The organism is Variovorax sp. 05T418 (genome assembly GCF_056396385.1).
In genome coordinates this window covers 98,893-113,059 of the sequence record NZ_JBFTLJ010000003.1, presented here as the reverse complement: position 1 = coordinate 113,059, position 14,167 = coordinate 98,893, and the positions used below count along the sequence as shown (strand labels likewise).

The 14,167-nt window shown below is 66.9% G+C and carries 13 protein-coding genes; 8 read left to right on the top strand and 5 right to left on the bottom strand.

All coding sequences use genetic code 11. The features are described 5' to 3' along the window. Positions 1-102: 102 nt before the first annotated feature. On the top strand, positions 103-999 hold the full coding sequence (locus AC1DMS_RS06535) for a lysophospholipid acyltransferase family protein (protein ID WP_012746276.1): 897 nt from the start codon (positions 103-105) through the stop codon (positions 997-999). Continuing rightward, a complete protein-coding gene (locus AC1DMS_RS06530; RefSeq protein ID WP_028254300.1) occupies positions 996-1,880 on the top strand; it encodes an LpxL/LpxP family acyltransferase in 885 nt (294 codons plus the stop codon). Before AC1DMS_RS06535 ends, AC1DMS_RS06530 begins: the two co-directional genes overlap by 4 nt. Before the next feature lie 21 nt (positions 1,881-1,901). On the opposite strand, the gene AC1DMS_RS06525 is transcribed toward AC1DMS_RS06530, so the two are convergent. Both AC1DMS_RS06525 and yihA read right to left on the bottom strand, forming a co-directional pair. Next, complete coding sequence (locus tag AC1DMS_RS06525) at positions 1,902-2,813, bottom strand: alpha/beta fold hydrolase (RefSeq protein ID WP_478180827.1); 912 nt, start codon at positions 2,811-2,813, stop codon at positions 1,902-1,904. Positions 2,814-2,891: 78 nt separating this feature from the next. Then, positions 2,892-3,626: a ribosome biogenesis GTP-binding protein YihA/YsxC gene (gene yihA, locus AC1DMS_RS06520; protein WP_027730058.1), complete on the bottom strand. Its 735-nt coding sequence runs from the start codon at positions 3,624-3,626 to the stop codon at positions 2,892-2,894. Positions 3,627-3,696: 70 nt separating this feature from the next. Here yihA and AC1DMS_RS06515 point away from each other — a divergent pair, with 70 nt between their 5' ends. The 5 genes from AC1DMS_RS06515 (at position 3,697) to AC1DMS_RS06495 (ending at position 9,786) form a co-directional block, all read left to right on the top strand. Further along, positions 3,697-4,365, top strand: coding sequence for a c-type cytochrome (locus AC1DMS_RS06515; RefSeq protein WP_012746280.1), 669 nt, complete (start codon positions 3,697-3,699; stop codon positions 4,363-4,365). Between the two features lie 116 nt (positions 4,366-4,481). Next, on the top strand, positions 4,482-6,650 hold the full coding sequence (locus AC1DMS_RS06510) for a cytochrome c biogenesis protein ResB (RefSeq protein ID WP_027730059.1): 2,169 nt from the start codon (positions 4,482-4,484) through the stop codon (positions 6,648-6,650). Beyond that, positions 6,647-7,963: a c-type cytochrome biogenesis protein CcsB gene (gene ccsB / locus AC1DMS_RS06505; RefSeq protein ID WP_018907492.1), complete on the top strand. Its 1,317-nt coding sequence runs from the start codon at positions 6,647-6,649 to the stop codon at positions 7,961-7,963. The genes AC1DMS_RS06510 and ccsB overlap by 4 nt, the downstream gene beginning before the upstream one ends. Before the next feature lie 115 nt (positions 7,964-8,078). After that, positions 8,079-9,089, top strand: a complete 1,011-nt coding sequence (msrP, locus tag AC1DMS_RS06500; protein WP_018907493.1) for a protein-methionine-sulfoxide reductase catalytic subunit MsrP — start codon at positions 8,079-8,081, stop codon at positions 9,087-9,089. A 28-nt stretch (positions 9,090-9,117) separates the two neighbouring features. Then, entirely contained in the window at positions 9,118-9,786 is a 669-nt protein-coding gene (locus AC1DMS_RS06495; RefSeq protein ID WP_478180826.1) for a protein-methionine-sulfoxide reductase heme-binding subunit MsrQ, read from the top strand. Positions 9,787-9,816: 30 nt separating this feature from the next. Here AC1DMS_RS06495 and lysA read toward each other — a convergent pair whose 3' ends face one another. Then, positions 9,817-11,100 (bottom strand): diaminopimelate decarboxylase, encoded by a 1,284-nt coding sequence (gene lysA / locus AC1DMS_RS06490; RefSeq protein WP_478180825.1) that lies wholly within the window; start codon positions 11,098-11,100, stop codon positions 9,817-9,819. Then, positions 11,097-11,318, bottom strand: a complete 222-nt coding sequence (gene lptM, locus AC1DMS_RS06485; RefSeq protein ID WP_155736560.1) for an LPS translocon maturation chaperone LptM — start codon at positions 11,316-11,318, stop codon at positions 11,097-11,099. Before lptM ends, lysA begins: the two co-directional genes overlap by 4 nt. Before the next feature lie 63 nt (positions 11,319-11,381). On the opposite strand from lptM, the gene cyaY reads away from it, so the two are divergent. Further along, positions 11,382-11,714 (top strand): iron donor protein CyaY, encoded by a 333-nt coding sequence (gene cyaY, locus AC1DMS_RS06480; protein ID WP_012746287.1) that lies wholly within the window; start codon positions 11,382-11,384, stop codon positions 11,712-11,714. Between the two features lie 19 nt (positions 11,715-11,733). Here cyaY and AC1DMS_RS06475 read toward each other — a convergent pair whose 3' ends face one another. Then, positions 11,734-14,142 carry a penicillin-binding protein 1A gene (locus tag AC1DMS_RS06475; protein WP_026284348.1) on the bottom strand — a complete coding sequence of 803 codons (2,409 nt, stop codon included), beginning with the start codon at positions 14,140-14,142 and terminating at the stop codon, positions 11,734-11,736. Positions 14,143-14,167 lie beyond the last annotated feature (25 nt).

Sequence of the window (14,167 nt, the reverse complement as noted above, 5' to 3'; positions counted from 1 at the left end):
TTGTCGCCCTGCAAGTTGTTCCGTAACTCGGCGACAATTTGCATTCTATTCGAGCCGCGCCAAATCGTGCGCGCGCGTCCTGGTTTTCACTCCCTGTTGCTCATGGTCACCCTGTTCCGCCTGCTTGCCCGCGTACCGATGCCCGTGATGCATCGGCTCGGCGCGCTCTTGGGCTGGATCGTCTGGTATTGCGCGCCGGACTACCGCCGCCGCTTCAAGGCCAATGCCGAGAGTGCCGGATTCACCCCCGGGCAGTACCGCCCCGCCATCGCGGCCGCCGGCCAGATGGCTGCCGAGCTGCCCTGGCTGTGGCTGCGCCCGCAGGGCGAGAGCGTGCTGCGGCGCGTGGTGCGCTGGGAAGGCGTGGAGGCCTTCGAGGCCGCCATGCGGGAGAAGAAGGGCGTGATCCTGGTGGCGCCGCACCTGGGCAGCTGGGAGATGTGCGGCCAGGCGATCGGCGAGCGCTTTCTCGAGACCTTCGGGCCGATCACCGCGCTGTTCCGCCCCGCGCGCAAGAAATGGATGGCCGAGCTCATCGCCGCCGGCTCGCGCGACCGGCCCGGCCTGCAGACGCTGCCCACCAACAACACCGGCGTGCGCGGCCTCATCCGCACGCTGCGCAGCGGCGGCTACACCGGCATCCTGCCCGACCAGGTGCCGCCGCTCGGGCAGGGCGTGTGGGCGCCCTTCCTCGGCCGGCCGGCCTACACCATGACGCTGCTGCCGCGGCTCGCGCAGCAGACCGGCGCCGCCTGTTTCCTGAGCGTGTGCGAAAGGCTGCCGCGCGGCGCGGGCTACGTGATCCGCTTCGAGCCGATCGTGGGCACGCCGCTCACCGATCCGGCCGCGCCCATCGAGGCCGCGGCGGCCGCCATGAACGACGCCATCGGGCGCCTGATCCACAGCCTGCCGGGGCAGTACGTGTGGGACTACGCGCGCTACAAGGAGCCGCGCGGCGAAACCGCGGTGGCGGCCCAGCCCGGGGAGCAGGCACGATGAGTCTCGGTTCCCGGCTCGGCATCGCTTTCATGCGCGCGATCGCGCCGCTGCCGCTGCCGCTGGTGCGCGGTTTCGGCGCGCTGCTCGGCCGCGTGCTGCACACCATCGCCTTGCCGCGGCGGCGCGTGGTCGACACCAACCTGGCGGTGTGCTTTCCCGGCAAATCCGAAGCCGAGCGCCGCCGCATCGCGCGCGAGACCTTCGTGTACGTGGCGCAGTCCTGGCTCGACCGCAGCTGGCTCTGGCATGCACCCGAAAAGGTGGTGGCCAGCCGGCTCAAGGTGGTGGGCGCGGCGGCGGAGATCCGCGAGATTGCCGATGGCGACGAGCCGATGATCCTGTTCGCGCCGCATTTCTACGGCCTCGATGCCGCAGCCACGGCGCTGACCATGCACACGGCAAGGCCCTCGGCCACCATCTACACGACCCAGCGCGATCCGATGGTCGACGCATGGATCCGCGAAGGCCGCACGCGCTTCGGCAACGTGGCGGCGCTCAACCGCGTCGACGGCATCAAGCCGGTGCTCGCGGGCCTGCGCAAGGGCGGCCTCCTGTACCTGCTGCCCGACATGGACTTCGGCCGCGACCAGACGATCTTCGTGCCGTTCTACGGCGTGCAGGCGGCCACGGTGCCCTCGCTCTCGCGCTTTGCGCGGCTGGGCAAGGCGAAGGTGGTGCCGGTGGTCGCGAAGCTCACGCCGGGTGGCTACGAGATCGAAGTGCGGCCGGCCTGGCAGAACTTCCCGACCGACGACGTCGAGGCCGACACGGCGCTCATGAACCAGCGTCTGCAGGGCTACATCGACACGATGCCTTCGCAGTACTACTGGGTGCACCGCCGCTTCAAGACGCGGCCCGAAGGCGCGCCGCCGATCTATTGATGGCTACCCGGCGGCGGCGCTTCAACTGCGCTGCAGGAAGGCCTCGATCTCGCGCGCGACCAGCTGCGGCTGCTCGTGCACGATCCAGTGGGTGGCGTTGGGCACCTTCTTCACCTCGATCTTCGGCACGTAGTCCTCCAGGCCTTCGAGCAGGCCCGGCAGCAGCGCGGCGTCGTCGAGTGCCCAGAAGACGAAGGTCGGCACGTCGATGGTGAGCCGCTCGCGCGGCAGCACCGGAATGCCGTCGATGGGTTGGCCCGGCAGCGGCGGCTTCATCGGCGTGACGCGATACAGGTTGCAGGCGCCCGTGAGGCCGGCGTTCCACACCTCGCGGTAGCGCTGCTTCACGTCCTCGGTCAGCCAGCCGAAGCCGTCGGATCCGGCCTTCATCAAGGTGAAGAAGGGCCACATGCGCTTGAAGTCGTCGGCCGAGAGCAGGGCCTCGGCATCGGGCCTGGCGAGAAAGTTCATGTAGGCGCTGGCCTGCTGTTGCGCCGGGTTGTGGCGCAGCTCGCGCGTGAAGGTGCCGGGGTGCGGCGAATTGATGATGACCAGCTTGCCGACCTGCTGCGGAAAGGCATTGGCATAGCCCCAGCCGAAAGCGCCGCCCCAGTCGTGCGCGACCAAGGCGGCCATGGTGCCGTCCGCGCTCTCGGTGGCCGCCAGCTGCTGGATGTCCTGGATCAGCAGATGGGCCTTGTATGCGGCCACCTCGGTGGGTGCGCTCGACTTCTCGAAGCCGCGCAGGTTGGGCGCGATGCAGCGGTAGCCGCCGTGTTCAGGCTGGGCGAAGTGCTCGAGCAGTTCGTCCCAGATGAACGCGGCTTCGGGAAAACCATGAAGGAACACCATCAAGGGGCGCCCGGGCGTGCCGGTTGCGCGGCAGCTCAGCGTGGTTCCGTTGGGCAGGCTGCGCTGGAACGTCTCGATCATGCTTTGTCTCCTTCAACTTCCGTTGCTATTGTTTTCATAGTGGATCACGCAGATGAAACGGCCCGCGCCGGTTTTCGCCTAGGTGTCTTGCGGCGCGGCCGCCTCCGGCTTTTCTTCTCCGGGCGGATGCGCCCAGCGCCACAGCAGCTCGGCGGCTTCGCCCACGCCCTGTTTCTTGAGGGCGGAGAACAGTTTGACCTCGCCGCCGCCGGCCTGCAGTCGCGTAATGGACAGCACCTTGGCGCCCTCGCTGCGCGTGAGCTTGTCGGCCTTGGTCAGCAGCACGAGGAACTTGAGCCCCTGCTCCACGCGCGGACGGATCACGTCGAGCAGGATCTCGTCGAGCTCGGTCATGCCGTGGCGCGGGTCGCACATCAGCACCACGCCGCGCAGGTTCTCGCGCGTCATCAGGTAGTTGCCCATGACGCGCTGCCAGCGCAGCTTGGCTTCCTTGGGAACCGCCGCATAGCCGTAGCCGGGCAGGTCGGCCAGCACGGCGTCGTCGGCCTTCTGCTTGCCGACGCCGAACAGGTTGATGTGCTGCGTACGGCCCGGCGTCTTGGAAGCGAAGGCCAGGCGCGTCTGCTGCGTGAGCGTGTTGATTGCGGTCGATTTGCCCGCGTTCGAGCGGCCGACGAAGGCGATTTCGGGCAGGTCGAGCGGGGGCAGATGCTCCAGCTGCGGGGCGCTGGTGAGGAAGTGCGCCGTGTGCAGCCAGCCGAGCGCGATGCGCTCGCGCTCGGCGACAAGGGGGTCCACGGCAGGGGTCGCGCGGGAAGGGGGAGCGGCGTGCTTGCGCGACGGGGTGATCATCAATGAGCTTTCGGAACGGGCTGCCATTGTAGAATCGCGGGGTTTTGCGCCAATAAATCGAGCCCCCGATATGAAGTTGTTTGCCAATTTTCTGCTTGCAGCCCTCATGGGCGTCGCAGCCAGCGCTAGCCTTGCGGCCGACGAGCACGCCGCCGCGCCAGCTGACGGACCCGTCGCGGCCAAGCCGGCCAAGCCCGATCCCGCCAAGGGCGACGCGGTGTTCAATTCCGCCGCCCAGGCCTGTGCTTCCTGCCACAACGCGGACGGCAACTCGGCCATTGCGGCCAACCCCAAGCTGGCGCAGCAGCACCCCGAATACATCCTCAAGCAGCTGCAGGACTTCAAGTCCGGCAAGCGCAAGAGCCCGATCATGCAGCCCATGGCCGCGAAGCTGTCCGACGAGGACATGCGCAACATCGCCTGGTTCGTGGGCTCCAAGAAGATCAAGACCGGCTTCTCCAAGGAGAAGGACCTGGTCGCGCTGGGCGAGAAGATCTACCGCGGCGGCATTGCCGATCGCCAGATCCCGGCCTGCGCCGGCTGCCACAGCCCCAACGGCGCCGGCATGCCCGCGCAGTACCCGCGCCTGGGCGGCCAGCATGCCGACTACACGGTGGCACAGCTTGTTGCTTTCCGGGACAACGTGCGCCAGAACAGCGCTCCCATGACCGGCGTGGCCGCAAAGCTCAACGACCGCGAAATCAAGGCTGTTGCAGATTACATCGCCGGCCTGCGCTGACACCACGCGCTTCAGCGTGAACTAACCGCCGATAAAAAACCCAAACAGAGGGCGGGCCGATCCAGCTGGATGGCCCGCCCTTTGCTTTTTCCCTGTTCCTTTTCTCCCATCGACCGATGTCTGTCTCCACCCACGGCCTTCGCGTTCATCGCGGCCCGCAAGTGCTACGCGCTGCGGTGGAACTGTTTTCGTCGATGCGCTTCGCGATTGCGCTGCTCACCGTCATCTGCATCGCATCGATCATCGGCACGGTGCTCAAGCAGCACGAGTCGATCAACAACTACGTCAACCAGTTCGGGCCGTTCTGGGCCGAGCTGTTCCGCGCGGCCAGGCTCGACTCGGTCTACAGCGCCTGGTGGTTCCTGCTGATCCTGCTGTTCCTGGTGATCAGCACGACGCTGTGCATCGCGCGCAATACGCCGCGCATCTTCATCGACCTCAAGACCTTCAAGGAAGGCATCCGTGCGCAGAGCCTGAAGGCCTTCGGCCAGCGCGCCGAGAGCCGGCTCGACGAGGCGCCCGCCGCGGCGGCCAACCGCATCGGCCAGCTGCTGGTGAGCGGCGGATGGAAGGTCAAGCTCCAGCAGCGCGAAGCCGCGGGCGGCCATGCCGAAGCCGGCTGGATGGTGGCCGCACGCGCGGGCGGCGCCCACAAGCTGGGCTACATCGCCGCCCACAGCGCGATCGTTCTGGTGTGCATCGGCGGCCTGCTCGACGGCGACCTGGTGGTGCGGGCCCAGACCTGGTTCAACGGCAAGAGCGTGTTCACCGGCGGCGGCATGATTGCCGACGTGCCGGCGCAGCACCGGCTGTCGCCGCGCAACCCGACCTTCCGCGGCAACATCCTGGTGCCCGAGGGCGCGCAGGGCAGCGTGGCCATCCTGCAGCAGTCCGACGGCGTGCTGCTGCAGGAGCTGCCGTTCTCGATCGAGCTCAAGAAATTCATCGTCGACTACTACTCGACCGGCATGCCCAAGCTGTTCGCAAGCGAGGTGGTGCTGCACGACCGCGAGACCGGCGAGCAGGTGCCCGCGCGCATCGAGGTCAACCATCCGGCCAGCTACAAGGGCGTGGAAATCTACCAGTCGAGCTTCGACGACGGCGGCTCCAAGGTGAAGCTCAAGGCGGTGCCGATGGCGGCTGCGGCCAAGCCCTTCGATGTCGAGGGCGTGATCGGCGGGCCCAGCACTGAAATTACCAACGGCCGCGAGAAGCTCACGCTCGAATACGCCGCGCTGCGCGTCATCAACGTCGAGAACTTTGCCGACGGCGGCGCCATGGGCAGCGGCGCCGACGTGCGCAAGGTCGACCTGCGGCACGACATCGAATCGCGCCTGGGCGCCGCCAACAAGACCAGCAAGCCGAAGGTGCTGCGCAACATCGGCCCGAGCATCGGCTACAAGCTGCGCGATGCCGCGGGACAGGCGCGCGAGTACCAGAACTACATGGTGCCGGTCGATACCGGCGACGGCCAGCCGGTGTTCCTGCTCGGCATGCGCGAAAAACCCGAGGAGCCGTTCCGCTACCTGCGCGTGCCGGCCGACGAGCAAGGCTCCATGGACAGCTTCGTGCGCATGCGCACCGCGCTGGCCGATGCCGACACCCGCAACCGCGCGGTGGAGCGCTACATCGCCAAGGCCGTCGATCCCAAGCGGCCCGAGATGGCCGAGCAGCTGCGCGTTTCGGCGGCGCGTGCGCTCGCCCTGTTTGCCGGCAGCGAGCGCGCCAAGGCCGATGCCGCCACGCTGGGCGGCTGGCAGGCGATTGCCGAATTCATGGAAGCCAACGTGCCCGAAGCCGAGCGCGAACGTGCCGGCGCGGTGCTGGTGCGCATCCTCAACGACGTGCTGTTCGAGGTGCTCAATCTGAGCCGCGAGAGCGCGGGGCTCGCGGCACTGCCAAGCGACGAGAAGTCGCAGGCCTTTCTCACCCAGGCGGTGCTGGCGATCAGCGACGCGTACTTCTATCCGGCGCCGGTCGCCATGATGATGACCGACTTCACCCAGGTACAGGCCAGCGTGTTCCAGGTGGCGCGCGCGCCCGGCAAGAACGTGGTCTATCTGGGCTGCCTGTTGCTGATCATCGGGATTTTTGCCATGCTGTACGTGCGCGAGCGCCGGCTCTGGGTGTGGCTCACCCCCGATGGCGCGGGCTCCGGAGACAACACCACGGCCGCCACGATGGCCTTCTCGGTCAACCGCAAGACCATCGACAGCGATCGCGAGTTCGAGCACCTCAAGCACAAGCTGCTTGCCTTGAAGAAAGAAGGACCGGCGTCACCATGAACACCACCACCCTCACGCTGCACGAAAGCTGGTTTTCGCGGCGCAACTTTTTCGACTGGGTGTTTGCGGCGCTGGTGCTGGCAGGCGGCCTTTTTGCGTTCGCCCGGTACGCGGGCTCGATGGATTCCTACGAGAAGCCCATCCTCGGCGCGGCGATGATCTCGGTCATTGCGATCGGCTGGTTCTGGCGCCCGCTGCGGGTGCTGGCCATCGTGGTGGCCGCGGCCTCGCTGCTGGCCATCAGTTCCTACCAGGGCGACCTGGCGCGCGCGGACACGGTGTTCTGGCTCAAGTACTTCCTGTCGAGCCAGTCGGCCATCCTCTGGATGAGCGTGCTGTTCTTCATGAGCACGCTGTTCTACTGGCTCGGTTTCTTCGGCGGCAAGCAGGGCGACACCTTCGACCTGATCGGCTCGCGGCTGGCCTGGGCCGCCATTGCCATGGCGCTCATCGGCACCATGGTGCGCTGGTACGAGAGCCATCTGCTCGGGCCGGACATCGGCCACATTCCCGTCAGCAACCTGTACGAAGTGTTCGTGCTCTTTTGCTGGCTCACGACGGCCTTCTATCTCTACTTCGAATCGCGCTACGGCACGCGCACGCTCGGCGCCTTCGTGATGCTGGTGGTGAGCGCGGCGGTCGGCTTTTTGCTCTGGTACACGCTGGTGCGCAATGCGCACGAGATCCAGCCGCTGGTGCCCGCGCTGCAGAGCTGGTGGATGAAGCTGCACGTGCCGGCCAACTTCATCGGCTATGGCACCTTCTCGCTCGCGGCCATGGTGGCCTTCGCCTATCTCATCAAGGAGCAGGCCGAGGAAACGCGCTGGTACAAGCTCACGCCGATCTGGCTGCTGGGCGTGGCGCTGTGCTTCGTGCCGGTGGCCTTCCGCCAGCGCGTGCAGGAGGCCGGCGGCAGCTACTGGGTGATCTATGCGGGCATCTCCGCGCTGATTGCCGCGGGCATTCTGCTCGGCCGCCGGCGCATTGCCGCTCGGCTGCCGGCCAACGAGGTGCTCGACGACGTGATGTACAAGTCGATCACGGTCGGCTTTGCCTTCTTCACCATTGCCACCGTGCTCGGCGCGCTGTGGGCGGCCGACGCCTGGGGCGGCTACTGGAGCTGGGACCCGAAGGAAACCTGGGCCCTGATCGTCTGGCTCAACTACGCGGCCTGGCTGCACATGCGGCTGGTCAAGGGCCTGCGCGGCACCGTGGCCGCCTGGTGGGCGCTGGGCGGCCTCGCGGTGACCACCTTCGCCTTTCTTGGCGTGAACATGTTCCTGAGCGGACTGCACAGCTACGGCACGCTGTAGGCAGGGTTGCGGCTTTTCGCGAAGAATTGAAGCCACGCGCAGCGATTGCGCGTAACCGGACCAGGGAATTGCACGAACTACCCTGAGCACAACGATTCACGCGAAAGGCCGTCACATGTCGTTCCATTTCCGTCCGCAGGGTCGCAGCAGCGGCTTCATCCACCCGCTTTCGAGCGAGATCACGCCGCGCGCCGTCTACGAGGGCCGGCGAGACCTGCTCAAGCTGATGGCCGGCGGCGCAGCCGGTGCCGCGCTCGCGAGCTTTGCGGGGCGCGAGGCCTTCGCGCAAGCCACGGGACCGCACAAGCTGGCGCTGCTGCCGGGTGCCAAGTCCGCCGTGCCGGGCGCGCAAACGATGGAAAAGCTCACCGAGTACAAGGACGCGACGAGCTACAACAACTTCTACGAGTTCGGCACCGACAAGGGCGACCCGGTCAAGAACGCCGGCACCCTGAAGACCCGCCCCTGGACCGTGGAGGTCGAGGGCCTGGTCAAGAAGCCCGGCAAGTACGGCATCGAAGACCTGCTCAAGCTCAGTGCGCAGGAAGAGCGCATCTACCGCCTGCGCTGCGTCGAGGGGTGGTCGATGGTCATTCCCTGGGTGGGCTACTCGCTGGCGGAGCTCATCAAGAAGGTCGAGCCGCAGGGCAATGCGAAGTACGTCGAATTCGTGACCCTGGCCGATCCCAAGACCATGCCCTTCGTGGGCTCGCGCGTGCTCGACTGGCCCTACACCGAAGGCCTGCGCATGGACGAGGCCATGCATCCGCTCACCCTGCTGGCTTTCGGCATGTACGGCGAGGTGCTGCCCAACCAGAACGGCGCGCCGGTGCGCATCGTGGTGCCGTGGAAGTACGGCTTCAAGTCGGCCAAGTCGATCGTCAAGATCCGCTTCGTCGAGAAGGAGCCGGGCACGGCCTGGAACAAGGCGGCGGCGCAGGAATACGGCTTCTATTCGAACGTCAATCCGAACGTCGACCATCCGCGCTGGAGCCAGGCCACCGAGCGCCGCATCGGCGACGGCGGCGGACTCTTCGCCAAGCGCACCAAGACGCTGATCTTCAACGGCTACGAAGCCCAGGTCGGCCAGCTCTATGCGGGCATGGACCTGAAGAAGAACTACTGAGCCGGCACCGCCACGCGGCCCTTGCCCCATGAACAAGCTGCTCATGCATCCGGCGGCCAAGCCGGTCATCTTCCTGCTGTGCCTGCTGCCGTTCGCGCGGCTGGCCTATGGCGCATTCACCGACGGGCTGGGCGCGAATCCGGCCGAGTTCCTGATCCGCGCCACCGGCGACTGGACCCTGCGCTTCATCTGCATCGTGCTGGCGGTGACGCCGCTGCGCGTGATGGCCAAGGCCAATGCGCTGGCGCGCTTTCGCCGCATGCTGGGGCTGTTCGCGTATTTCTATGTGGTGCTGCACCTGCTGTGCTACAGCTGGTTCGACATGGGCTTCGAGTGGGCCGACATCGCCAAGGACATTGCCAAGCGGCCGTTCATCCTGGTGGGTTTCTCGGCCTTCGTGCTGCTGACGCCGCTTGCGGCCACCTCGTTCAACCGCGCCATCAAGGCCATGGGCGCCAGGCGCTGGCAGATGCTGCACAAGCTGGTCTACCTGATCGCCGGCCTGGGCCTGCTGCACTTCTTCTGGATGCGTGCGGGCAAGAACAACTTTGCCGAAGTGTTCGTCTATGCCGCGATCATCGCAGTGCTGCTCGGATGGCGCGTTTGGAACTACGCGAGCAAGCGCAGGCCGAAGCCGTCGGCCGGCGTGTGTGGCGGCAGCGGCAGCGAGAAGGCACTGCGCAGCAGCACCGGCTGACCGGCGCGAACCACCCCGGTCGCGCGCGGATCAGTCCTCGATCCGCTCGCTGCGCAGCTGGTCTTCCATCGTCTCGCGGCGGCGGATCAGCGTGGCGCTCCGGCCGCTCACCAGCACTTCGGCGGCACGGCCGCGCGTGTTGTAGTTGCTGGCCATGCTCATGCAGTACGCACCGGCGGACAGCACCGCCAGCAGGTCGCCGGACACCACGTTGAGCGCGCGGTCGCGGCCGATCCAGTCGCCGCTTTCGCAGACCGGGCCGACCACGTCGTAGGTGGGCGCATCGCCGGCGCGGATGCGCAGCGGCACGATCTTCTGGAACGCCTGGTACATCGCGGGGCGGGGCAGGTCGTTCATGGCCGCGTCGACGATGCAGAAATTCTTGTCTTCGCCCGGCTTGGTGTAGAGCACCTCGGTCAGGCACACGCCCGCATTGCCGACCAGCGAACGGCCGGGCTCGATGACGAGCTTGCGCTGGCCGAAGCCGCGCGCATCGAGCCGCGCGAGCAGCTGCTGCCACAGCGCATCGGCCTTGGGCGGCACTTCGCCGTTGTAGTCGATGCCCAGGCCGCCGCCGAAGTCGAGGTGGTGAATGGGCACGCCGGCCGCCTCGATGGCCTCGACCAGGTCGAGCACCCGGTCGCAGGCGTCCAGGTAGGGCGAGGCCTCGGTGATCTGCGAGCCGATGTGGCAGTCGATACCCACCACCTCGAGCCCCGGCAGCTTGGCGGCATGGCGATAGGCCTCGACCGCGCGGTCGTGGGCGATGCCGAACTTGTTGCCCTTGAGACCGGTGGAAATGTAGGGATGCGTCTTTGGATCGACGTTCGGGTTGATGCGGATGCTGATGGGCGCGCGGCGCCCCTCGGCCAGTGCCACTTCGTTGAGCACGTCGAGCTCGGCTTCGCTCTCGACGTTGAAGCAGGCGATGCCGGCGGCCAGCGCCTGCCGCATTTCGGCGCGGGTCTTGCCCACGCCCGAGAAGATGATCTTGGCCGGGTCGGCGCCCACCGCCAGCACGCGCGCCAGCTCTCCGCCCGAGACGATGTCGAAGCCGCAGCCGGCTTCGGCGAACACGCGCAGCACGCCGAGCGACGAATTCGCCTTCATCGCATAGCAGATCAGGGCGCTGCGGCCCTCGAAGCCGCGCTGGTAGGCGGCCAGCGCGTCGAGCATCCATTGCTTCGAATAGACGAACAGCGGCGTGCCATGCTCGCGCGCCAGCGCTTCCAGGCCGAGGCCTTCGACGTGGAGCGCGCCGTCGCGGTGCGCGATGTGGGGGTGGCCCGGGAGGGGCAGGGAAGCGTTCGTCACTTTTGGGTTCCGGTGCTGGGGGTGGCCGGAGCCGGGGCGCTGCTGGCCGCAGCGGGCTTGGGCGCGGCCTCGGTTTCGGAGGCGGGGCGCGGGCCGCCGGGGGTCAGCAGCTGAGGCAGGGTGGCGCGCTGCGCCGCCGCCGGATCGGTCGGCAGGAACAGCGGTCCGCGCTGGCCGCAAGCAGACAAACCGGCCGCCGCCACGGCAAGACTGACCATGAGCACAGCGCGGGCGGGGGCGCTCACTAGAATTTGACGAACATTCAACATAACGAAATTGTAATGACCGACTCCGAATACATGGACCGCGCCGAAGCCGCGCTCGCCGCCATCGAGCAGGGCTGCGACCGCATCAACGACGCAACCGACGCCGACATCGACAACCAGCGCGTGGGCGGCATGATCACGATTTCATTCAAGAACGGCAGCCAGCTGATCGTGAACCTGCAGAAGCCCCTGCAGGAGATCTGGCTTGCCGCGCGCTCTGGCGGCTATCACTACCGCTACGACGGCAAGGCCTGGGTCGACACCAAGACGGGCGAGGAATTCTTCGGAAATCTTTCGCGTGAGGCGAGCCTTCAGGCCGGGCAGCCGCTGGAGTTTGCGGCCGCCTGAGCCGTCAGCGGCGTCTTCTTCAGTTCCTGAAAAGGTCGAGGATGCGGTTGCGCTCCTCGGGCGGCGGGGGCGGGCTCACCGGAACGCCGCTCAGGGACTCGGCCGGCGGGGATGAAGCGGTGTCCACGCCGAGGCTGGGCACACCGCGGCCCGGCGCGTAGTCGTCGTAGTACCACTCGCCGCCCACACTCACGACGCCCGACGGCGGCGTGGCGGAAAGATCGGTCACGGGCACGCCCTTGATCGCCGTTTCCATGTAGTTGATCCAGATCGGCAGGCTCAGGCCGCCGCCGGTTTCGCGGTCGCCCAGGTTGCGCGGCGTGTCGTAGCCGATCCAGGAGATGGCGGTCATCGTGGGCTGGAAGCCGGCGAACCAGGCGTCGAGCGAATCGTTGGTGGTGCCGGTCTTGCCGTAGAGGTCGGGCCGCTTGAGCATGGCCTGGGCCTTGGCCGCGGTGCCGGCGCGCGCCACCGATTGCAGCAGCGTGTCCATGATGAACGCGTTGCGCTGGGGAATGGCGCGGATCGTCTCGTTGAGCAGCGGCGGCTGCTTGTCGACCAGCACCTTGTCCTTGTGGTCGGTGATGCGGGTCACCAGGTAGGGATTGACGCGGTAGCCGCCATTGGCGAACACCGAGTAGGCGGTGGCCATCTGCATCGGCGTGACCGCGCCGGCGCCCAGCGCCATCGGCAGGTAGGCCGGATGCTTGTCCTTGTCGAAGCCGAAATTGGTGATCCATTCCTGGGCGTAGCGCGTGCCGATCGATTGCAGGATGCGGATCGAGACCAGGTTCTTCGACTTCATGAGCGCGGTGCGCATCGACATCGGGCCGTCGTAGCCCCCGCCGTAGTTCTTGGGCTCCCAGGGCTGCCCGCCGGTGGTGCCGGCATCGAAGAACAGGGGTCCGTCATTGATGACCGTGGCCGGCGTGAAGCCCTTCTCGAGCGCGGCCGAGTAGATGAAGGGCTTGAAGCTCGAGCCCGGCTGGCGCCAGGCCTGCGTCACGTGGTTGAACTTGTTCTTGCCGAAGTCGAATCCGCCCACCAGCGCCTTGATGGCGCCATCGCGCGGGTCCATGGCGACGAAGGCGCCTTCCACTTCGGGCAGCTGGGTGATTTCCCAGGTGTTCTTGGGCGTCTTCACCACGCGGATCACCGCGCCGCGCCGGATCTTGATGTTGGGCGGCGCCTTGTCGGCAAGGCCGGACTGCGCGGGCTTGAGGCCCTCGCCCGTGATCTGCACCGGGTCGCCGTTGCCGCGCACGGCCGAGATTTCCTTGGCGTTGGCCTTGAGCACCACGGCCGCCATCACGTCGCCGTTGTCGGGATGGTCGGTCAGCGCGTCGTCGACCGCGTCGTCGAGTTCCTTCGGGTCGTTGGGCAGCTCGACGAATTTCTCGGGGCCGCGGTAGATCTGGCGCCGCTCGTAGTCCATGATGCCCTTGCGCAGGGCCTTGTATGCCGCAGCCTGGTCGGCGGCGACCAGCGAGGTGTAGACCTTGAGTCCGCGCGTGTAGGTGCTGTCGCCGTACTGCGCATACATCAGCTGGCGCACGGTTTCGGCCACGTATTCGGCGTGCAGGCGGTTCGGGTCGGCCGCATCGCGCAGGTGCAGTTCCTCTTTCTTGGCTTCGGCGGCCTGCTCGGCGGTGATGAAGCCTGCGTCCTGCATGCGGTCGATCACATAGAACTGGCGGCCGCGCGCGCGCTGCGGATTGTTGACAGGGTTGTTCGCGCCCGGCGCCTTCGGCAGGCCCGCCAGCATGGCCGCCTGCGCAATGGAGAGCTCCTGCAGCGGCTTGCCGAAATACGCTTCCGACGCGGCCGCGAAGCCGTAGGCGCGGTTGCCCAGGTAGATCTGGTTCAGGTAGATCTCGAAGATCTGGTCCTTGGTGAGCAGGTGCTCCAGCTTGAAGGTGAGCAGCACCTCGTAGATCTTGCGGGTCAGCGTTTTCTCGGAGCTCAGGTAGACGTTGCGCGCCACCTGCATGGTGATGGTCGAGGCGCCCTGGCTCTTCACGCGGTTCATGTTGGCCAGGCCGGCGCGCACCATGCCCTTGTAGTCGACGCCGCCGTGGTCGTAGAAGCGGGTGTCTTCGGCAGCCAACACCGCCTCCTTCACGAGCTTGGGGATTGCCGCGATCGGGGTTAGATTGCGCCGCTCCTCGCCGAATTCGCCAATCAGGATGCCCTCCGCGGAAAAGACCCGCAGCGGCAGTTTCGGCCGGTAGTCCGACAGCTCGGAGATGTCGGGAAGGTTGGGGTAGGCCACAGCCAGGGCGACGGCGATCACGCACAGCAGCGCCAGAACACCGGCCGCGGCGATGCCGAACCCCCAGACCATGAAGCGCAGCAGCCATTTCAGCCAGGCTGGTCGTGTGGAAGGAGGGGTCTTGGCTGGCCCTTTGGGGCGTGAAGTTTCTTGCATGTGGGCCCGGGGAGTCACCGCACAT